The organism is uncultured Methanospirillum sp. (assembly GCF_963668415.2).
GTDB lineage: Archaea > Halobacteriota > Methanomicrobia > Methanomicrobiales > Methanospirillaceae > Methanospirillum.
Window position 1 is genome coordinate 2,092,844 of sequence record NZ_CAXXDL010000001.1, and the last position, 20,152, is coordinate 2,112,995.

Genomic DNA, 20,152 nt, shown 5'->3' on the forward strand with positions numbered 1-20,152 from the left:
TACTACACAGTGATGCGTTGCACCGTCGTCCCGGAACCTGATTTTCCTGATACTGTCAGCCCGACGAGATAGGTACCTGGTGACTTCCAGGTATGAACCGGGCTTTTTTCCCATGATGAGAAGCCGTCGTTGAAGTCCCATGCCCAGACCGTCGGCTCACCGGTTGACCGGTCCGTGAATCTAAAGGTCTGCTGCCTGTCTGGAACAGGTTCTGCAGTGAATGAGACCTGGTTCACGGTGATGGTCTTTTTTGCAGTCTCACTCCCACATGATGTGCTGACGATCCTACTGCTCTCATATGTCCCCGGGAGTTCGTACCGGTGAAATGCTGATGTGCCTTCAGCTGTGGTCCCGTCCCCGAAGTTCCATGATCCGGTCAGGGGATCATCGGTTGTACCTCCGGTTGACTGATCAGAAAACCTGACGTCAAGTGGGGCATATCCAACAGTAGGTTCAGCGATCAACCCTGCCTGTAATCTCGGGACCTGCCCTGCTCCGACCATGGTGTCCATCAGATGCCAGGCGATATTTGTTCCGTTCTCAGGAAGCCGGACTGTAAAGATATCCTGGTGTATCCCGGGCTGGAATGAGGCAGGCTGACCCCGGTCAGGATAGCCGGGAGAGAAGTAATTCCGGTCACCGATGGCCAGGGAGACCGGGCCATTGTGGCGATTGATGTACCCGAACGAGACCCGGACTGTTCCATCACCCAGGTTACACGGCCTGCTGCAGGTCGGGATAAGCATGCCAGGGGCAGGGGTAACATCAGGTGTCGGCTGTATGATGGTTGGCGTCCCTGTGACTTCAGGCGTCTGAATCGCCGGTGGCGGGGCTATCAGGGTGTAACTGTTGAGAATACTGGTAATTGTCTCCTGATCGATGAGGTATTTTGTTCCCGTCATCCGCTCGATGGATCCATCCCAATCGAGAAATCTCACCATCGCAGCTTTTCGCTGCAGTGTTCCGTTCTCGGGTGATGGGAGATCGGCCTCCCTCCATGTATCGGGACCAACTCCTTTTGGACTAGAATAATCATGGAACGTGTAGGTCTTGCCTGCATCGTCATACCAGAGCACCCTCATCCTGGTGGTTGCTGACTGGTTTGCAGTCCCCGCCTGGGTGTGCGATGCATCCGGTCTTGTGGCTACCTGGGACTGCTTGGTGAGTTCATCATGATTTTGGGGAGTACTGGTGATGAGGGTGATGAATCCGGCGATAATCAGACAGAGAATGATGGCAATTCCGGCAACCCGGTATGATGATGACTCTCCCATAATGACCCGTTCTCTGGAGCGAGAAGTACAATTTGTGGTTGTGATCAGAAGAAGTCAGCGAGTGATCGCTGTGTTCTGATCTCGGTCAGCAGTGTACTGTGGGCAGTCCACCGGTCCATTCCCAGTGCTGCTGATGCTGTAGAAACAACTGCAGTGATGTTCTCATGGTGGGATGGGGGCGATGCCATGGCCTGCCTGGTCACCTCCCTGATCACCCAGGTGCCGAGCGGTGCCCAGTATTCAGAGGTGATCCATCTGATCACGATGACCCGTGCGTTCCGGTTGATTGCTGTCAGAAACTCAAGAATCGCCAGCCGTGCCGAGTAGTATGCACCGGTGATCGGTGAGTATCCTGTTTTTGTCCGGCCTTCCCGGTCAGCCACAATGGTCTCGTTTCCCCCGGCCCAGAGCGACTGACTGCCCCAGATCTCTATCATCTCAAACTGCCAGTCACCAGGCAGGAGAATGACGGCAATGGCGTTTCCGAACCTTTTAGAGTAGAAGAGGCTGATGCTCTCATAATCTGGAAACCTGAACACCTGCGGTTTCAGGTTTTTTCCAAGCGTATCATCCACGGCAGTGATGGCCCACCTGGTCGGGACCATGTGCCTGCTCTTTTCTGTGCCAAGCAGACCTGCAGACATGAGGCTGATGATCCGGTAGGTGTCAGTTCCTCCTTCGGTGAGTTCATGACAGGCACCTGCTGCGGGAAGGTCGGTATCGCTGGTGATCCGGTCAACCACCCGTTCGACCTTTGCGTTGTCGAGGAGATCGAACGACCTGATATTCCCTGACATCCCCATCGGGGCCACCATCCCGTCAAACCTGAGATCAAACGAGACCGGCCTGTCAAAAGCGGTCTCGACCCCGAGTGGAACACTGGATCGTGCTATCTCCTGGAGATGATCTTCGTACCGGTGCGGCAGAGTGGTGGCCCTTATCGTCTGGGCACGTATATTGACGATATCAGCAATGGAGAGGTCACGGTTCATCCATTCGGGAGGATGATCCTGATCTGCAGTGAGCAGCGGCCCGGCACTGACATCGGGGTAACCCGAACTTCCGACAAAAATGGATGGGGTTGTGCCCACGTATTCAGATCTGGGCGTGGTCTTCATCTGGGCATGGAACCGGGAGATGACCGGGCATTGCTCCCGTCCACAGAGCCCCTTTCCTTTGCAGGGGATGCAGAGCGTCATCTCGCAGCAGGTCAACTCCTGATCAGTGAGAGGTCAATCTTTCTGATCTGGTAGGGGTTGTCCCGTTCCACAAAGGCACGTTTCTCCCATATTGGATCTCCACCCAGTTTCCAGCCCCCATCGTATGCAGATCTGACTGCATCGATCTGGTACCGGTCATCGCTCTTGTTGTATCCGGTGATGACAAGGATACGGTCCACACCAGCCGGATCAGGGCTGATAATATCTCCTGCTGTGTACTTCACCGGGGTGCGGGGTGGCGCTGAGTCGGCTCCTATCCCTACATCACTGGTTGCGATTCGCCCTGTCCGGTGGCTGTACCTCTCTTCCAGTATCGGCCTCATAAACCACTTGGCTGTCGCGTTTGTCCTGTACCCCCACTCCCCGGTATAATACGGGTAGATGTCGTCTGCCTGGTACTGGTCTGACACATGATCATACCCGAGGATCACCATCATCCCGGTCTCGCCGTTTGGTGAAGGATTCACCAGATCCCCGGCAGGATATATCGGCTGTGGATGGGTTGAAGGAATGCCGGTGACTGGCGGGGCAACCTCACCCGGGAGCCCGGCGGGTGTACCTCCTGGCCCCTGGTTTCCGATGTACGTGCCGCTCTTCTCAAAACTTTTCAGGCTGACGTTGGTGGCTGTTGTGCCAAGGCTGGTGAACGATCCGTTAGGCAGTCTTGCAGCAGGAACTATTGAGTATGAGCCGTTGACCGGCGGGGCGGTCACCAGCCACCAGACGTTTTTGCTGCCCTCCAGTATGATGTCTCCACTCTTGAACCGGGGAACATCAGGAGGCAGGGTGGGCGTTGGTACAGGGGTTCCTGTAAGTGGCGTGATCAGGTCAGGCGATGGAGGTTGAAGCTTCGTGTCCAGTGCAAGCATCTGGGATCCATCCTTGTATGTCGCGATGACCATCACCCGTATCCCTTCACTCAGGTTTGTTCCGGCAAGGGTTGACAAGGGGACTGTCGCAGTGAAGCCTTTCTCCACTCCAAGGGTCGCCGGATCGCCAGGATTTCCTGTGCCTATCGGTATATTATTGACTTTCCAGGAGAAGGATGCCACAGAGTTGATCTCACGGCCCCCCCCGTTGGTGACGTTTATGAATGATCCATTCTGGCTTGCGGAGAGGAGTATTCCCGGTCCTGGAGGGACAGCAGGAGTTGTGAAGAAGGAGATGGCAGAGATCAGTACAAACCCGAGAACGATGATCAGGGCAATGGCGATCCCTGCAAGCAGAAGCGGCTTGTCAAAGGGTAGTTTATCGAGAGGGATACGATCAAGGATTCCCCCTTTCGGTGCCAACTCATGTGAGTTGCTTGAGTTTTTCAGGTGCTTTGAGTTGGTCCTCTTGTTCTTCAGGTATACCGGGTTATCAGGTGCAATGGTCAGGGCGTTCTCAAAGCAGAGATCGGCATCCTCGGTTCTTCCTATCTTTGCGCAGGCAGTTCCCAGTGCATTCCATGCACGATCGTTCTGGTCATCGTACTCAACTGCGTCAGAGAGGTACTCAACTGCAGTCTGAAAATCACCAGACTTGAATGCCCGCAGACCCCGGCTGAACTGTCCTGATTTTTCCTCGGTTCCCATGATGACCTGACTGAATCCCTGAAGATTCGTTGGGTTTCCTGTATTACACCTGGTATGAGACTGTTATGCAGGTCACACCCTGATGGTTCTATCTGTATTCTGTTCTGGTTGCAGTTATAGACAAGACATTATGGTTTGAATAATTGGTATGAAACGGAGATTAGTTCATCACGTCAGTAATAAATGACTCATTACTGGAGATATGTTCCGGGTATTCCGGAACATTTTGTAGTATCGTATATTATTAGCAGGTTGGATAACTGGTAAATGTCATCGGCTGTGGTTCCTGGTAGTCTGCTTCATAGACACTGCCGACGCTCTGCTTGTATACTGGTTTCTGAGTTGCTGCTGGTGCTACCTGGGCAGTTGCCTGATTGCTGCCATTCATGTCAGGGGCACCTCCTTCTGTAGTGAGGCTGGAACTGTTCGTCAGATTGTCTGCCGCTATTGTGGTATTGGTGAGTGTCTGGCTTATATTTGTAGCATTTGTCAGATTGGAGGTTGAGTTGGTTGTGCTGTTTGTATCTTCAGCAATGACTGCTCCAAAAAGCATAACGATACAGGTGAGTAATGCGACTGTGCGAATCATCATAATTCATTTGAACATGGGTAAGGATAAAGAATATGAGTTATGTGGTTCAGTGTTCGGCACATCAGCTTATTACAATAGTTTTATCGTGTTCTCCACTCACTATCCCCATAGTGGCTGGTGGGAATTATGGGGATATTCAGCAGGTTTCAGACACCTCATGTAGTTGAGGAATGTGTTCGTGAACCAGATAAGCCAGGATTAAAAACTCCTCCTGGTACCGGGAATTCTGAGTGTGTACCGAAGAGGATCAGAATACCCCTCAACAAGACCACGACCGATGTGAAATGCAGAAATGGTCTTCTGATCTTTCCGTGTCCTGTCTGTGATGTCATCAACACCGTCTCTGAAGGTGAGGTGCATCCCATCCTTGGTGCCCAGCCGATGTGCCAGAGTTGTGGCGATATCTTTCACATTCCTGGAGGATACTGTACAGGGACCGAGATCAGTTCGCTGAAAGTTTATGCTGCTCTCCCTGTTGCGATCAGGAAATTCTTCATCTTTTATCGGAATCATCCGGTCATCCAGGCCCTTGAGGAGCAGGGTCTCTCCAGGATCATTATTCAGTACGGCATCTGGGGGTTCTGCCAGAAGTGTCATCATGAGTTCAGCCCGGCAGTTCTCATGAATCTCCCGCAGACCACGGCAGAGGTTGTTGATTACCGCTCACTCTCCTCAGCCGACGAGATGAACGAGATGCGTTCGCTTCGTCAGGGGAAGTGTCCGTACTGTGATCACCGGATTCTTCTCGTCATAATCTCTGAAATTCCTCATTATGTGGTGTCTGCAAGTGAGAATATCTCACACCGGTGGGAAGAGGACTGAAAACTGAAAAAAAGGGTACGATCATCATGAATCCTATGATGCTATACTCTACTCATTTCAGTTTTCATCTGCAATCCTGAATCCGGTGCTTTGTTCTGCACGCAAAAAGGTTATGATTGCTGAAGATCCATCCTCAAAGAACGAAGGGTTGATGTGTTGTGAACAGGTTTCTCTTCCTGATTGTACTGCTGGTTATGCCAGCCTTCTTCTCCTCCGGCATCGTTGCAGGTGCTGAAAGCGGGGGAATTGATCTTGCTACTGTCGGATATCTCCAGATTCAGGCTCCCGTGGATGGGGCGCGGGTATACCTGGATCGGATCTTTATGGGATTTATTCAGAACGGGGCCATCACGATCCCCGTCGATGTGATGGCGTCTCCTCAATATAGCAATCTCATCATTGAGTACACCGGGTATCAGACATACCTTGGCCCGCTTCCTGAGCTGGTTCCCGGAAAGACCGTGACTGTTCTGGCTGATCTGAACAAAACCGGGTATGAACGGAGAGGAATCATCTCATTTGAGAGCGGACTTCCAGGTGCTGAACTGTTCCTCAACGGTGAAAAGAAAGGAGTAACTCCTGATTCAGGGATTCTTCAGATCCAGGCTGTCCCGGCCGGACTGTACCAGTTCACTGTGAAGAGACCAGGGAATCTTTCGATAAGCGAGCAGCAGTATGTCTCCTCAAATGCGATCACCGTATACCGGGTAAGCCTCAAGCCCGCAACGACCGGGGATGTTCATATCAATACCTCGCCGGAAGGTGCTGGTGTGTATCTGAACAACAGGTATGCAGGTCTCTCACCGCTCACTATTCCGGAGGTTCCTGTCGGAAACCATACTGTGAAGATCACACAGGAAGGCTACCAGGACTGGGGCAGCGAGATATCGGTTCTGGGGGCAGAGTCCAACCAGGTGGATGCAGTCCTCGTCTCTCTTCCCCCGACTCCCACACCGACCTGTTCTGATGCTACACCCGCACCTGAACAGGTTGTGCCCCAGGAGAATAGTTCTGTAGTCTACGGATTTTTCATCCTTCTCGTGATACTTATCATCTGTTGCGGTGTGATCGTCGTCTGGGCATTCAGGAGACAGAAACCCTGAGCAGGTTTCTCCTTCTGGTACCAACCAGTTTTTCTGTTCATTGCTTCGCCTAATGCTTCTGGTTTCATGGTACAGCAGGTGATATACCATTTTTCATGAAAAACAATTCAAAGGTCTCGCCTGGGGCCCCCAATGGGCACCATTGGGGGTTTTTCATATCCTATTTCGATGAGATGGGATATCAATAGCAAAGAGTTTTACCCTATTGTTTCCTCAGATCTTCATACTGGTGGCACCTGATATCAATCACCCTGCTTGTCAGAGACATCAGAATGAGGTGGGAATATGAATATTTACTACGGTCGTCTCCTGATTGCAATATTGGCATTGATCTCATGCGGGCTCTGCGTTGCAGATCTCCCGGGAGGTCTCCCCCCGCAGAATGGAATGAATAATCAGGTTCTCCCCGGACCTGTCGGAAGCGGATTCTTCGAGTTCAGATCAAATGTCGAAGGTGCCAATGTAATCCTTGACAATCAGAGTGTCGGGACAATCAGGGGGGGTTCGCTGAAGATCCTGGTGGATGTCTATGATACCTCTTTCAGACGCGAACTTCGCATGGAAGCGAATGGTTACTCCACGTACCGTGAAACACTGGTGAAAGGTCCCAAAGCAGGGGACACGATGGTTATACGGGGAACCCTTCAGGTTGTTCCGCTCAATCTCACCGGCTCGCTCTCTCTTGCAGTTAGCCCTCCCGGCTCCGCAGTGAGTATCGATAACGTATCTGTCGGTGTGGTCGGTCAGTCAGGGATCATGACGATCAGAACCATCAACTCAGGGAACCGGATGGTGCAGGTGACCATGCCCGGGTATAAGGACTTCATTCAGCAGGTGTACGTCACCCCGAACCTTGAAAATAAAGTCAGAATTACTCTTGACCCAATTACAACCGGGACTCTTGATGTCTCTTCAACTCCTGCAGGAGCGGCAGTGACTATCAACGGGTTGTCATATGGAATCACTCCTGTCACGGCAGCCGAACTTGAGCAGGGAGTCTATATCATCGGGTTTGCCCTTCCCGGGTATCAGAATGCACAGAACCAGGTTGTCCTTACTGCCGGTCAGCGTGTGCCTGTTTCAGTATTTCTCCAGCCGGTGCCGACTGCGACGCCGACACCATTACCAACAACCCTGGCACCGACTCCTGTACCAACTCCTGAAGCAGGATCTGCTCCGGTCCTTGTAGTTCTGGGACTGCTCTGTGCCTGTGTGCTACAGATAAAAAGAAGATAAATATAGAGTTGAGAGGACCTGACCTATCCTCTCGGTCCGAATGTTTTCTCGAAGATCTTGTATGTTTCACCATTCTTGAATGATACGATCACCTGAACATGATCTATTCCGTCTGATCCCTGGATCTCCCCGATGGCTCCGATGTTGTTGGCAATCTGCCGGGTTATCAGTTCACCATTGCCGAGTTTTGCCCGCATGTCTATTGAACTTACCAGGGACTGGCCGTGTCCTCCCCTGAATGTACCGGTGATCACCCGGTATATCGGCTCCTTGTTCACGTCAACAGAGACTGAAAGACTGTTTGGCGGCTGGGTGACCGGTCCTTCATACAACCCCTGATCGCTTCTGGTTGTCTCTGTTGTGACCCCTGTTGATGTCGCTGTAGCGAGTCCCGCCCGCTCCTGACCAACCTTCTTGTCAAGGATGAGGTACGAATCACCGTTCATGAATGTGACTACGACCTGAACGCGATCTGTTCCTTTGGTTCCTGCAGTTGTGATCTCATCACCTTTCTGTTTTCCGAGATCCTGTTCAATGATTCTGCCATCGCTCAGCGTGATCCGGACCTGAGCTGACTGGGTGAGTTCCTGACCTTTTCCACCGTCAAAGGTTGTGGTGATGTTCGAGTATACCGGGTCTTTCTGTACTGAAACCGAAACACCCAGTTCCGGTGGAGGCTGCATGACCTGGTTATCAAAGAGGGAAGGAACTTGTGTCTGTGATGGCACAGGAGTTTCCGGAGTGGGTGATGTGGATATGATCTGGGTGGGTGCAGGTGTTGGTGACAGGGTCTGCTGCTTGGGAGCTGCCTGCTCTGTGCATCCTGCAACCAGCAGCAAACAGGCAAGGAGACCTGCAATAAGAATAATCTGATATCGGTTCATTGTATAGAAGAGCTGAATGTACTCTATTATAGTTATGGCGGCCTGACTTTGTGGCCTGCCAACCTTCAGATATCTGGGTCACTGATATTACACTACCTGCCGGTATAACCGGAGATGGAGGCACAGATGGGAAAACCCACTGAAGGATACGAACAGATCATCAGAAGTGTTCTCGAGTCCGGGGCAGCCGAGACTGCCCAGTCCTGGATGGATGCGATTCTCGCAGAGAATGGAAGAGTTCCCCTGATCTTTGAACGCATGGCTGAACGCCCAGAGGTTCTTGTCTCTCATCTTCTCTATAAAACAGCCGTCCTCAAGACAGGTTCACTCGAACCGAAGTATGTCGAGCTCATCAGTATAGCAGTCTCTGCCGCACTCCGGTGTAATCATTGTACTGATTATCATGTACAGGCAGCCATCAGGAAGGGAGCAACAAAGGATGAGATACTTGAGGCCATACTTATTGCAGGCCTTACGTCCCAGTCAACCGTCCTTGCTGATGCATACCGGACCTATGCGGAGAGTATCGAGGAGTGTGCTGCCTGTGCGATGAAGATTCCCGGAGAGGATCAGTAATCCTCCGGGCGACGACTGCCGGTTGACATTCTCCCGATACCCTTCCCTTTCTTTCCGGTCTTTTTTTCTCCTGATGCCTGCTCTCTCTGCTGTCTTCTTCTACCAATAAGACACTCCGGTCCGCTCCCGATGAGATCCTCCCGTCCTGCCTGCCTGAGCCCCTCCCTGACCAGATCATATCCGGCAGGGTCACGCCATGAGAGCAGTGCCCGCTGAATCCTCTTTTCTTCAGCCTTTGGTATATGGATCTGTTTTCTGGTCCTGGGATCGAGACCTGTCGCATACATACAGGTCGAGGTTGTCATGGGTGTAGGTGTGAAGTCCTGTACCTGTTCGGTGTAGAGACGATGGTCTCTGAGGTACTCGGCAAGTGTGATCATATCCTGGATTGTGCATCCCGGGTGGCCTGACATCAGGTATGGGATGATATACTGCCGTGGATTTTTCCCCTTCTGTGCTTCTTCAAACCGCTTTCTGAACGAGCCAAACACATGAGGACCTGGCTTATTCATCAGGTCTGTCACACTCTGACTGATGTGTTCTGGGGCAACCTTCAGTTGTCCTGAAACATGGGTGCAGATCTGTTGCATGGTACCGGGTTCGTCAGGAATCAGGTCATATCTAAGGCCGGAGCCGATGAAGACGTGTTTGACGCCTGGCACATCGAGGGCGTCCATGAGAAGGGAGAGGTACCTTGAGATTCCTGATCTCCGGCTCTTGCAGGAGGTGCACTCTCTCTCAGAACACGCCCCCTGTAAGTCCCAGCGTTCGCACCAGTCATCGTACATGTTTGCACTTGGCCCTCCGATGTCGGATATGGTGCCTCTGAACTCTTTCATCCTGACGATCCTCTCAATCTCCCTGATGACAGAATCATGACTTCTGCTCTGGATGATCTTTCCCTGGTGCATGGCGAGAGCACAGAATGAACAGTTGCCAAAGCAGCCCCGGTGAGAGGTTACCGAGAACCTGATGGATTCGAGTGCAGGGATCGGTTCCTGGTATGAAGGATGAGCCTTTCGTTTGTACGGAAGACCGTAGATCTGATCAAGCCTCTCTGTGGAGAGTGGCAATGCAGGAGGATTCTGGATGATAATAGTCTTCGGGTGCCGCTGAAGGACCATTTTGCCCTGGAATGGGTTCTGTTCATCAGATACCTGGATGTGACTCTGTGCGTACAGGAGGGGATCGTTGCTCACCTCCGTGAAGGAAGGGATCTCAAGAATCTCCCAGTTCATCTCTTCCCTCTGTTCTGCCCACTTCTTTGGGGCTATCTTCCAGCAGGTGCCTGGAATGTCGTGGGTATCATGTATGCTTTTGCCGGATGCAGCATCTTTGGCAAGGCGTATGAGTTGCTGTTCGCCCATCCCGAAGACCAGAATGTCAGCAGGAGCATCAGCGAGGAGAGACTGGCGTATCCGGTCAGACCAGTAGTCATAGTGGGCAAATCTTCTCAGTGACGCCTCCACCCCACCGATTACAATGGGCGAATCAGGATAGATCCTGTGGATGAGATCGGTATATACAAGGGTGGCCCGGTCTGGCCGGAGCAGGCATCCACCTGGCGAGAATGCATCCTCATGCCGCCGTTTTCGTGCCGGTGTGTAATGGGCCACCATCGAGTCCATGGATCCTGCAGATACCGAGAAGAAGAGATTCGGCTGTCCGAAGACCGTGAATGAATCATCACTTTTGATATCAGGCTGGGGGATCACTCCTACGGTGTACCCGGCATCCCAGAGTGATCTGCCAAGAAGGGCTGTGGCAGATGCAGGATGATCGAGGTATGCATCACCCGAAATAAGAATGATATCAGGGCGATCCACCCCGATCTTCTCAAGTTCCTCCAGCGAGATCGGAAGGTATTCCGGTTGGGGGTGATGCTTTGTATCCTGCTCTTCTCTCATGACCGGAACCACTGGCCAGGATTATGCAAGCTCAAGGGTCCCGACAATTCTGAGTTTTTCTCCCTCCAGGTAATGCAGGACTACCACTGATCCCGGTCTGAAGATGAGTTCCTTCTCAAAGGCAAGAGTTAACTCTGCTGACCGCCAGTCTCCTCCGGTAGTAAATTTCTGAACCCTGCAGGGGAGGAACTGCATCCAGTGGCCTGCGTAAAGGACCATCTGTTCTTTGAGGGGTTCAGGCCAGTATGGGATGATGGTCACTTTCCCTGTCACCTCGCATTTGCTCTGGATATCCTGTGATGCTGTCAGCACATATCCTCTGTCCAGGTCATCAGCTTCAATTCCTTTGAGAGCAAGTCCTACCCTGTCTCCGGTATGGGCCTCATTCACATCATCATCGTGCTTCTGAATCGAGCGGATCTGTGCTGTCTTGCCAAGGGGGTGAATGGTGACCTGATCATGCTTGTGGACGGTCCCATCCTGGACACACCCGAGGATCACGGTTCCAATCCCCTTTACATTGAAGTGGTGATCGATGGGGATTATTCCCGGTGAGTCTGTTTTTGCCGCCGGTAAAGCATCTGCATCTGCAAGAAGTGCTTCACGGAGGGCGTTGAAATCATCGGGAATCACCTTGTACTGCTCAAGCACTGTCCCCTTTATGAGCGGTGAGATCTGTGCCACATCCAGATAGTTCCTGAGAATGAGATATCCCCGTGAGAGCCGGGCACAGTTCAACTCAAGAATGCACTCCCCGAGTTGTGCGGTGACTTTGTCGATGACTACAACCGCCATATCAGCAAGTGAAACTGCATAGAAGAGTGAGGAGAGTTTTTCAGGATACCGTGACGGCTCTATCAGCGTGAGTGTTGACTCTCCTTTCCTGAGATTATAGAATGTGATATCGGTAGAGGTTCCTTTCTTTCCGATCTCTTTTCCGATATCTTCGGGTCCGATTATTACGATATTTAAATTTGACATGATTAATTAAGGGTTTTGCAGGAATTTGATAGGTTCGTTAAAATCGCAGGTCTGATATCAATACTGTTAATAATTCTGCTGAAAAATGGTTAGTAACATGAAGGTACTCATCGTGATACCCCCTGAAAAGTTCAGGGACGAAGAACTGCTCCAACCGGTACAGGTGTTTCAGGAAGCCGGTATTAAATTTGACCTGGCTTCAACCCATGTAGGGGTTGTGATGGGAGTTCTGGGCAAAAAAGCAAAGGTAAACCGGACATTTGAAGATATTCTTCTGAAAGGTTCCGATGAGTACTACGCCATGATGATCGTTGGTGGGCCGGGTACAATGGTTCACCTCTGGAATAACACCCATCTGCACGAACTTGCGCGGATCTTTAATGCCAAGGGAAAAGTAATTGCCGGTATTGACAATGGGCCTATTGTTATTGCCAAGGCAGGTCTCCTCAAAAAGAAAGAGGCTACAGTTGCTCCGGGTCCGACTGTCCGTGAGATGATGATCGATGATGCGATCATCGTGAATAAACCGATAGTATACAAAGACAGGATCGTTACTGCAAACGGCCATGAGGCTTCGGTTGAGTTTGCAAAACTGATCGTACAGTACCATGACGGAAATCCGGAGTTTGTTGCTACGCAGAGTAAAGCCGGATTCTCATTTTGATTCTGATTGGTATCTTCATCTTTTTTATCCCCATTTGCAATATTAATGGCTATATATACCTGATAACCCGTTCAAAGATATCTTCATCTTTTCTGCTGTCCAACCCCGGTGTATGTCATGTGTTCGGGATCTTCTCTCTCAAAATTCTCTTCACCTCTGGGCAACCCTCGGACTCATCTGTGCAATCAGTCTGATTGCAGGTACTGCCGGGGCTAGTGCAGATAAGACTCAGACAAACCTGACAATAGGACTCTCACCGGCAGATCCTGCAGCGAACCAGTCATTTCATGTATCTGGTATACTCACGTCGTCAGACGGGAAAACCCTCGGAAACAAACATATTACCCTTGAATCATCCCAGAAGAGTTCTACAGATTCGGACAGTTATGAGGTTCTGGCAACCAAAGATACCGATACCGAAGGAAAGTATGACTTCTTCCGGCCCGTAGATACCCCTCCTGAATTCCTGCGTGTAAAATTTTTGGGAAATGATAATTTTGCACCTGTTACCAGTGTGGCCATAAGTGCCAGGGGAGCGGGAACAGATCACCCGCAGGTCAGTACCGGGAAAACGGGTACTGTTATGATCTACTCAACCCCACAGGGAGCAGATGTCTATATTGATGATGTTCTGCGTGGTGTCTCCCCTTATCACGCGGGTGGGCTTACAGAAGGTACCCATTATGTAACCCTGGTTAAGAAAGGATATCTCAACGAAACCCAGGATATATACATAACCACGAAATATGACGCCTCCCTTGAAATAACACTTAAGCAATAACATAATCTTCCGGATTGAATCCTCTTTTTTCTTCATCACCAGAAACAAGAACCCTGAAAAGATATCTTCATGCCTGCAGAAACCCAACTTCAGACACTCATGTCTCTCTTCGATTCAAAATATCTCCGTGCTTTAATCAGATATTCAGTTCTAATCTGCCTTATCTTTGTCATCGGATCTGGTGGCGCCACTGCAGGGCTGACCCAGGAGAAGATACCTACTTCCCTGACCATCAGTGCGCTTCCGGTTGATCCGACGATAAATCAGTCATTTCACATATCAGGGATCCTGACATCTGCCGGAGGGGAGCCTCTTGGAAACAAACGTATACTCCTCGACTCTTCAGAAAAAACAAGCCAGGACAACGACAGTTTCTCAACGATAGATATGGTTGTGACCGATAGGAATGGCAGGTATGAGTTTATGAGACCCAAGGGGTCTTCACCTGAATATCTCAGAGCCAGGTTCATAGGAACTGATGATTATGCCCTTTCCACAAGTCAGGTTCTCGGTGTCAGGGGTATCGGCACTGATCATCCCCAGATCCGGGAAGGTGGAACCGGCGGTATCATGCTCTCGACAAACCCGGAGGGTGCTGAGATTTATATAAATAATAACCTCCGGGGAATGACTCCGAATAAAGTTGCAGGGCTTAAGGAGGGCTCCTATATCGTAAACCTGACCAAGGATGGGTATCAGAATGAGACAATGGAGGCGTATGTCACTGCTGATCGTGATGTCTCCTTTCATATCACCTTGAGTCAAGGCTCAGGCATACGGACAGGAGGGTCTGCTTTCTCTGATCTTATGCCCGGGCTTTCCCAGTCTTCACATCTGGCATACACCAAAACCGGTAATAACACCACATCAGGCCCTGATGTTGCAGTCGATGTTGCCCGTGGTGTTATGAGAATATCAGGAAATGAGGTCCCGGGTTCGTCGTACACTCATCTGAACAACACAACTGAAACCTCTCCAAAAACAAACACCTACAATAATCTCAAAGTGTCTACAATTTCCACAACCAATACCCTGGGTGACGGGTATGATGTCATGATCATCATGACTGATCACTGATCTCCTTCCTGATTCCCTTCTTTTTCCGGGTAAAACCTGCCGATAAGGTAAGGCTTTTCAACCAGTCATCCAACTTTTAAGGTGATCTGAGACATACGACAATGTCTGTTGTTTGTGATGGAGGGTAACTCGTGCAGGTATCGATGAAACTTGAGCTCCGTGATTCTCCCGGGCAACTTGTTGCTGCCCTCATGCCGATCTCTGATATGGGTGGTAATATCAAAACTGTCATCCATGAGCATGAACATACTTCAGGCCAGGGCGTTCTGAGCGTGGAGGTGGTGATTGAGATACCACCCGAACTCCTTGACGGATTGATTGCCCGGCTGCGTGAACGGGGGATAAATGTCCTCCGGCTCGGCGAGGAGCGGATGAGTTACCGTCAGAGTGTCATCCTGATCGGACATCTTGTGCATACCGATCTGGGTGATACTATCGATCGCATCGATAAGACCGGGTTTGCCGAAGTGACCTATATGAGCCTTGCAATGCCGGCGATCAATGAACGAACATCTGCACAGTTTATTATCAAGTCCCTGACCCGAGAGCATATGCAACAGGCTCTTCTGATACTCAGGCAGGTTGCAAAGCAGAAGGAGTTCCTTCTGATCGAGCCTCTGGAGTTCTGAAATGGCAGTTCGTCTAGCATTACTTGGTATGGGTGCAGTTGGCCGTGGCATCATCCAGACAGTCGCAGAAAAAGATCTGGGACTTGTTATCACAGCAGTGGCAGATTCGCGGTCCGGTTGCATCGATCCTGATGGCCTTGACCTCAAAGAACTCCTCGATCGGAAAGAGAAGGCCGGGATCTGTGGGGATGTGAACATCAGTGCAGAGACGATAGTCAGGACTGCACCGTATGATATCCTTGTCGAGATGACCCCCACCGATGCCCGGAATGGAGAGCCTGCGACATCATATATCAGGGAATCACTGACAAGGGGGTGCCATGTGGTCACTTCAAATAAAGGTCCGGTCGCTCTTCACTACCACGACCTCTCCTCTCTCGCCAAAAAGAACAATGTTCAGTTCAGGTTTGAAGCAACGGTAGCCGGAGCAATCCCGATTCTTCAGACTCTCATGCACAACCTTGGGGGCAACGATATCCTCTCCCTTTACGGAGTTCTCAACGGTACCTGCAATTACATCCTCACCAGGATGGCAGAAGAAGGGCTCACCTATAAACAGGCCCTTGATGAAGCACGGACCCTCGGGTATGCAGAGGCTGATCCAACCTATGATGTAAAGGGCATCGATGCCGCGATAAAATTGGTCATCCTTGCAAATACGGTATGGAAGAAGAATATATGCCTGGATGATGTGGACGTGACCGGGATCGATCTTCTGACTGAAGAGGCACTACGGCTTGCTGAGCAGCAGGATGCAACCATCAGACTCATCGGCGAGATTATACCCGGACAAAATATCTATCGGCTCTGTCCCCGGATTGTACCGAGAGATCATCCTCTGGTCGTACAGGGCTCACTCAATGCCATCATTGTCAGAACAGATCTTGCAGGTGATCTTCTCTTTGTGGGAAAGGGTGCAGGGTCAAAAGAGACTGCCAGTGCTGTTATTGGTGATATTCTCTCAATAAGGGATTTGGATGCAGGGGGTAATTGAGCGAAGGCGTGCGTATCTCCAGCTCATGCGCAGGCTGACCCTAGAAAAAGGGTTCTTTACTGTACAGGAGATTCAGCAGGAGGCTGGTGTTCCACGAAGTACCGCTCAGGACTGGATCCTGCGTCTGAGTGAAGAAGGGTGTGTGGTCGTTCTTCATCCTCCCAGAGGGAGAACGCCTGCCCAGTATGCAGCAACAAGTGCTCTTCCGAGAAGTGCGTGCAAGCGGATCTTCACATCAATCGATGGCGATCTCGTTGAGATTGTACATGAGTGTATGAGTAGTGCATGTGCCGGCTTCTGCGGCTATCATCATCAGCTTGGCGGGGGAAAGCAAATGACTGTTGTCAGGGATGGAACCCTGCTCCGCGAGTTTATCCACCTCGGGGAATGTGAAGCAGTTGTCGGGCTCTATCCTCATTCTGCAGTTGCAGTAACCGGGGTGTACCTAAAGAATGATCAGGTTCTTCAGCGAATTCGATCTGTAGGTGGCCCGGCATTTTCACTCTCCGGGATGATGGGACTTGCCAGGGGTGTGCTTGATGTGGAGATACTCAAAGATGGTCCCTGCACTGAAGGAATTATTCGTACAAAGGCACTCTCACACCTGACCATCGGGATCGACAACACAGACTCAGAAAGTGGGGGCGCAACATTTGCACTGGCAATCGCTCTGCTTCAGCATCTTGCCGGATTTTCCGATGTATTTCCTATTACTCATCATGTGATGATGCTCTATCCTGGCGTTTACGAGAAGACCGCCGGGAACTCATGCAGCGCAATCGAACTTGCAGTTGAGCCTGGTATAGTCGAACAGATCATCTCTGAAACTGTCAGGTTTGTTAGTGATGAAAGTGTGTCTCCGTCATGGGGTGTTGCAGTTCGTTCCGGCCTTCGGATTTCTGACGATCTGAAGTCATTCGGTCTTACTGCCCGCCGTGAAATCGTATCCTGCAAGACTGCCCGAAGTATAGCTGAATCATCCTCGGTCATCCTCTCTGGTGGTGATGGTGTGATCGGCGCTCTTGCGGCAGTGGCACTGGTGGGGCTTCCTGCTCACCTGCTTCTTGATCCCGGTAGAGATCTCGCCGGTCTGCCTTTTTCATCAGATAAAAATTTTGATGAGTGATTATTGGAGATGAATAAAACTCCTCATGAGGGAATACTATTTGACCAAATCTGTGCTATAGCTGAGTATGGACAGATCTCAGATCATTCCCCGCAGACACAGATATCTCACCGTTGTCTGCGTCGTTCTTCTCGCCCTTGCCCTGCTGGCCGCCGGGTGCACCAGCAAGGATGAAAAATCACCAGCATCGACATCACAGCCATCCCAGGCCGCTCAGTCAGCAGCCCCCGCAGACGGGGTTCAGAATGGTGACATGGTTGAAATTAACTACACCGGAACCCTGGCAAACGGCTCAGTATTTGACAGCTCAAAAGACCGTGGTCCGTTCCAGTTCGTTGTTGGAACCGGTACTGCGATTACCGGGTTCGATAATCAGATTCGTGGTATGAAGGTCGGTCAGGACAAGAAGTTCACCCTGAGCCCTGAAGAGGCATATGGCCAGTATGACCCGTCCCTGATCAAATCAATGCCAATTGACTTTGTCCCAAAGGGTGAGAATGTAACCATCGGTGACACCGTGACGCTGTTTAACGGTCAGGCATACTTCCCTGCAAAGATCATCGAGATGAACACCACAAATGTGACATTTGATCTGAACAGCCAGCTTGCAGGCCAGAGCCTTACATTTGAGGTTACCCTTGTCAACGTCACTCCTGCAAAAGAGGTTCAGGAGTTGATGAAGCAACTGCAGGAGGAGCAGAATCAGACTGTTCAGGTTCCTGTTGATACAACCGGCCAGAGTCAGTCCTCTTCTTCTCAAGAGGCAACAACCCAGAAGAAGACTCTCTAATTCTTTTTTGTATCTGTTTAATTCAGAAACGTAAGCTGATTTGTTACCTTATCTGAACATCGGACCTTAATGTAAAAGAGGGGTCAGTGGTTCTTTAAGGCTACATGGTTTAACAGTCTCTGATCTGTACCCGGTGATTCATGAGTACAGTGTTGTTGATCTTGTTCTTCTCGTAGATATCATTGGATGGATCTGCGATTGCCCCGATGGAATACATTTTCATGGGCGTCCCGACGGGAATTTTGAGGGTATCGGTGAGGTCCTGTTTCTCATGAGGGTTAAGATTCTCGACCATATGATACCCGAGTTCCTCATCCGATCCTGTGATTACCTGGTCATCTGACAGGTAGTAATGAACTGAAAAGTATCTTGCCTCCAGATCCCCGGTGTTCTCTATCATACATGTTATTGGAAGGCCTGATGTGCTGCAGATGCTGTCTGTTGCATTCAGATTACTAAGAACCAGATCTGCATAACCAGTACCGTTCTGTCCACCTGTCGTGATGTCAAAAGCTGGCGATTGTGAAGGTGTGAGGTTTTGTTCCCTGGTTGGAGTGATATTTTGCTGCCTTACAATAGGATCTGCTACAGAAACTGTGCTGTTTTCTGATGAATTTATCACCTGCTCGTCCTGAACCTGGGTTGATTCAGGGGTTTGTGTTGGTGAAGACTGGGCCGTGGCAGTATGAGAAATTGCAATAGGATAATAATCGATATTGTTTCCGTTGATTGTGTACGGGGTATCGACGATACCATCGTGGTTCAGATCAGGGGTAAGCATGGAAAACCCGCTTCCGTTGATATCCAGCCACACATTCCCTCCCCTTACACTTCCTCCGGCAATGTTGGTCCCTGCCTGCGTTTCACTACTCCAGAAGTTACGCTGGTCATCGTTAGCTGCAGCATTAAACTGGTTTTTCAGGTAGTTGTTGGTGATTTTATTACCCACCGACTGGAATGCACCAATACCCATCACGTTATCCACGATCGTGTTATCAGAAATGGTTGTGGTACGTGATTGATCCAGGCGTATACCGATATTTTTACAGTTTTTAAATGTGCAGTTTACAATGGATCCACCTTCGACGCGGTACAACCAGACCCCGAAATCTACCCCGTCAAAGACACAGTTCTTAATATTGATATTCTTGATTGCATTTCCTCCATCTGCATATATTGCAGAAGTGAACCCTGTAGGCAGCCCCTGTATCGTATGGCCACCTCCGTCGATAGTAACATCAGAACAGGTAATTTTTATGATTGTGTTCCTGTCACCTCCCTGGATATCTCTCATCAACAGATATGATCCCGGTGTCTCGATTGAATTTGGGGAGTACACCGGTACAGATCCACCCGATCCTGCGAATGCTCCGATCTTGACAATATGATCGCTGATATATTGAACAAATGAATTACCTTCTTCCTTTCCATCTGAATCAATTCTGATCATAATCTTGTAGTTTGCGGGTTTGAGGCTCTTGGGTACCATATAATTATTTTTGAATGCCTTCAGTTCCCCCGGATTTAAATCAACATTCCTGAAGTCACTCCCGAGCTGGGCACTGATCGTATCTTCTCTTCCTTCTCGCACAAGAAATATTTTGATACGCAGTCCAGACAGGACATTGATCCCGGTGTTAACCACAGATGTGATGACTGTTATCCGCTCATCAGGGATCTGCCCGATTGGCACCTCACCTATCTGACTCACATCCATTATTGCAGAAACATCAACGATCTTTACCCCTGGTGAAGTGTCTGATGTTGTGTTCGTATTCGGTGGTATGACTCCTGATACCGCCGGAAAAGAAAAAATCCCGATTATTAAAATCAAAAAAATGATTCGTGATATTCTATAATCCGATGCTATCAGGGGATTTCCCCATCTCCCCCTTTCCAAATCCATATCTTAACCCCCA

Annotated in this window: 19 protein-coding genes; 11 read left to right on the forward strand and 8 right to left on the reverse strand. The window is 50.2% G+C overall.

The window, feature by feature from the left end; all coding sequences use genetic code 11:
* Positions 1-2 precede the first annotated feature (2 nt).
* The 4 genes from ACHZA2_RS09670 to ACHZA2_RS09685 all read right to left on the reverse strand — a co-directional run bounded on the left by ACHZA2_RS09670 (position 3) and on the right by ACHZA2_RS09685 (position 4,663).
* Entirely contained in the window at positions 3-1,274 is a 1,272-nt protein-coding gene (locus ACHZA2_RS09670) for a PKD domain-containing protein (RefSeq protein ID WP_319579547.1), read from the reverse strand.
* Between the two features lie 44 nt (positions 1,275-1,318).
* Positions 1,319-2,488: a hypothetical protein gene (locus ACHZA2_RS09675; protein WP_394698541.1), complete on the reverse strand. Its 1,170-nt coding sequence runs from the start codon at positions 2,486-2,488 to the stop codon at positions 1,319-1,321.
* Complete coding sequence (locus tag ACHZA2_RS09680) at positions 2,485-4,071, reverse strand: tetratricopeptide repeat protein (RefSeq protein ID WP_319579549.1); 1,587 nt, start codon at positions 4,069-4,071, stop codon at positions 2,485-2,487. Before ACHZA2_RS09680 ends, ACHZA2_RS09675 begins: the two co-directional genes overlap by 4 nt.
* Positions 4,072-4,315: 244 nt before the next feature.
* Positions 4,316-4,663: a hypothetical protein gene (locus ACHZA2_RS09685; protein WP_319579550.1), complete on the reverse strand. Its 348-nt coding sequence runs from the start codon at positions 4,661-4,663 to the stop codon at positions 4,316-4,318.
* A gap of 126 nt (positions 4,664-4,789) precedes the next feature.
* Between ACHZA2_RS09685 and ACHZA2_RS09690 the strand changes: the two genes are divergently transcribed.
* From ACHZA2_RS09690 to ACHZA2_RS09700, 3 genes are all read left to right on the forward strand, one after another.
* Complete coding sequence (locus ACHZA2_RS09690) at positions 4,790-5,485, forward strand: hypothetical protein (RefSeq protein WP_319579551.1); 696 nt, start codon at positions 4,790-4,792, stop codon at positions 5,483-5,485.
* Between the two features lie 158 nt (positions 5,486-5,643).
* Entirely contained in the window at positions 5,644-6,588 is a 945-nt protein-coding gene (locus tag ACHZA2_RS09695) for a PEGA domain-containing protein (RefSeq protein ID WP_319579552.1), read from the forward strand.
* Between the two features lie 285 nt (positions 6,589-6,873).
* Positions 6,874-7,824 carry a PEGA domain-containing protein gene (locus tag ACHZA2_RS09700; protein ID WP_319579553.1) on the forward strand — a complete coding sequence of 317 codons (951 nt, stop codon included), beginning with the start codon at positions 6,874-6,876 and terminating at the stop codon, positions 7,822-7,824.
* A 23-nt stretch (positions 7,825-7,847) separates the two neighbouring features.
* On the opposite strand, the gene ACHZA2_RS09705 is transcribed toward ACHZA2_RS09700, so the two are convergent.
* Positions 7,848-8,708, reverse strand: a complete 861-nt coding sequence (locus tag ACHZA2_RS09705) for a hypothetical protein (RefSeq protein ID WP_319579554.1) — start codon at positions 8,706-8,708, stop codon at positions 7,848-7,850.
* 114 nt (positions 8,709-8,822) lie between these two features.
* On the opposite strand from ACHZA2_RS09705, the gene ACHZA2_RS09710 reads away from it, so the two are divergent.
* On the forward strand, positions 8,823-9,284 hold the full coding sequence (locus ACHZA2_RS09710; protein ID WP_319579555.1) for a carboxymuconolactone decarboxylase family protein: 462 nt from the start codon (positions 8,823-8,825) through the stop codon (positions 9,282-9,284).
* Here ACHZA2_RS09710 and ACHZA2_RS09715 read toward each other — a convergent pair.
* Together ACHZA2_RS09715 and ACHZA2_RS09720 are read right to left on the reverse strand one after the other, a co-directional pair.
* Positions 9,278-11,191: a YgiQ family radical SAM protein gene (locus ACHZA2_RS09715; RefSeq protein WP_319579556.1), complete on the reverse strand. Its 1,914-nt coding sequence runs from the start codon at positions 11,189-11,191 to the stop codon at positions 9,278-9,280. The two genes, ACHZA2_RS09710 and ACHZA2_RS09715, sit on opposite strands and share 7 nt — an antisense overlap.
* Positions 11,192-11,212: 21 nt before the next feature.
* The gene (locus ACHZA2_RS09720) at positions 11,213-12,172 is read right to left on the reverse strand and encodes an EF-Tu/IF-2/RF-3 family GTPase (protein WP_319579557.1); all 960 of its coding nucleotides are present in this window, start codon (positions 12,170-12,172) and stop codon (positions 11,213-11,215) included.
* Between the two features lie 85 nt (positions 12,173-12,257).
* Between ACHZA2_RS09720 and ACHZA2_RS09725 the strand changes: the two genes are divergently transcribed.
* From ACHZA2_RS09725 to ACHZA2_RS09755, 7 genes are all read left to right on the forward strand, one after another.
* On the forward strand, positions 12,258-12,836 hold the full coding sequence (locus ACHZA2_RS09725) for a DJ-1/PfpI family protein (protein WP_394698542.1): 579 nt from the start codon (positions 12,258-12,260) through the stop codon (positions 12,834-12,836).
* A gap of 112 nt (positions 12,837-12,948) precedes the next feature.
* Positions 12,949-13,617, forward strand: coding sequence for a PEGA domain-containing protein (locus ACHZA2_RS09730; protein WP_319579558.1), 669 nt, complete (start codon positions 12,949-12,951; stop codon positions 13,615-13,617).
* A gap of 69 nt (positions 13,618-13,686) precedes the next feature.
* The gene (locus ACHZA2_RS09735) at positions 13,687-14,694 is read left to right on the forward strand and encodes a PEGA domain-containing protein (RefSeq protein ID WP_319579559.1); all 1,008 of its coding nucleotides are present in this window, start codon (positions 13,687-13,689) and stop codon (positions 14,692-14,694) included.
* A gap of 143 nt (positions 14,695-14,837) precedes the next feature.
* A complete protein-coding gene (locus tag ACHZA2_RS09740) occupies positions 14,838-15,323 on the forward strand; it encodes an amino acid-binding protein (protein WP_319579560.1) in 486 nt (161 codons plus the stop codon).
* Position 15,324: 1 nt separating this feature from the next.
* Positions 15,325-16,317, forward strand: a complete 993-nt coding sequence (locus ACHZA2_RS09745) for a homoserine dehydrogenase (protein WP_319579561.1) — start codon at positions 15,325-15,327, stop codon at positions 16,315-16,317.
* Positions 16,301-17,443 (forward strand): sugar-specific transcriptional regulator TrmB, encoded by a 1,143-nt coding sequence (locus tag ACHZA2_RS09750; RefSeq protein WP_319579562.1) that lies wholly within the window; start codon positions 16,301-16,303, stop codon positions 17,441-17,443. Before ACHZA2_RS09745 ends, ACHZA2_RS09750 begins: the two co-directional genes overlap by 17 nt.
* A gap of 67 nt (positions 17,444-17,510) precedes the next feature.
* Positions 17,511-18,233, forward strand: a complete 723-nt coding sequence (locus ACHZA2_RS09755; protein WP_319538979.1) for a peptidylprolyl isomerase — start codon at positions 17,511-17,513, stop codon at positions 18,231-18,233.
* Positions 18,234-18,342: 109 nt separating this feature from the next.
* Here ACHZA2_RS09755 and ACHZA2_RS09760 read toward each other — a convergent pair whose 3' ends face one another.
* Positions 18,343-19,944 carry a NosD domain-containing protein gene (locus ACHZA2_RS09760; protein ID WP_394698543.1) on the reverse strand — a complete coding sequence of 534 codons (1,602 nt, stop codon included), beginning with the start codon at positions 19,942-19,944 and terminating at the stop codon, positions 18,343-18,345.
* Positions 19,945-20,152: the final 208 nt, after the last annotated feature.

Coding starts and splice junctions, on each gene's coding strand:
- ACHZA2_RS09670 (WP_319579547.1), bottom strand. CDS start 1,274: ATGGGAGAGTCATCATCATACCGGGTTGCCGGAATTGCCATCATTCTC.
- ACHZA2_RS09680 (WP_319579549.1), bottom strand. CDS start 4,071: ATGGGAACCGAGGAAAAATCAGGACAGTTCAGCCGGGGTCTGCGGGCA.
- ACHZA2_RS09685 (WP_319579550.1), bottom strand. CDS start 4,663: ATGATGATTCGCACAGTCGCATTACTCACCTGTATCGTTATGCTTTTT.
- ACHZA2_RS09690 (WP_319579551.1), top strand. CDS start 4,790: ATGGGGATATTCAGCAGGTTTCAGACACCTCATGTAGTTGAGGAATGT.
- ACHZA2_RS09700 (WP_319579553.1), top strand. CDS start 6,874: ATGAATATTTACTACGGTCGTCTCCTGATTGCAATATTGGCATTGATC.
- ACHZA2_RS09705 (WP_319579554.1), bottom strand. CDS start 8,708: ATGAACCGATATCAGATTATTCTTATTGCAGGTCTCCTTGCCTGTTTG.
- ACHZA2_RS09710 (WP_319579555.1), top strand. CDS start 8,823: ATGGAGGCACAGATGGGAAAACCCACTGAAGGATACGAACAGATCATC.
- ACHZA2_RS09715 (WP_319579556.1), bottom strand. CDS start 11,191: ATGAGAGAAGAGCAGGATACAAAGCATCACCCCCAACCGGAATACCTT.
- ACHZA2_RS09720 (WP_319579557.1), bottom strand. CDS start 12,172: ATGTCAAATTTAAATATCGTAATAATCGGACCCGAAGATATCGGAAAA.
- ACHZA2_RS09725 (WP_394698542.1), top strand. CDS start 12,258: ATGGTTAGTAACATGAAGGTACTCATCGTGATACCCCCTGAAAAGTTC.
- ACHZA2_RS09730 (WP_319579558.1), top strand. CDS start 12,949: ATGTCATGTGTTCGGGATCTTCTCTCTCAAAATTCTCTTCACCTCTGG.
- ACHZA2_RS09735 (WP_319579559.1), top strand. CDS start 13,687: ATGCCTGCAGAAACCCAACTTCAGACACTCATGTCTCTCTTCGATTCA.
- ACHZA2_RS09740 (WP_319579560.1), top strand. CDS start 14,838: ATGAAACTTGAGCTCCGTGATTCTCCCGGGCAACTTGTTGCTGCCCTC.
- ACHZA2_RS09745 (WP_319579561.1), top strand. CDS start 15,325: ATGGCAGTTCGTCTAGCATTACTTGGTATGGGTGCAGTTGGCCGTGGC.
- ACHZA2_RS09750 (WP_319579562.1), top strand. CDS start 16,301: ATGCAGGGGGTAATTGAGCGAAGGCGTGCGTATCTCCAGCTCATGCGC.
- ACHZA2_RS09755 (WP_319538979.1), top strand. CDS start 17,511: ATGGACAGATCTCAGATCATTCCCCGCAGACACAGATATCTCACCGTT.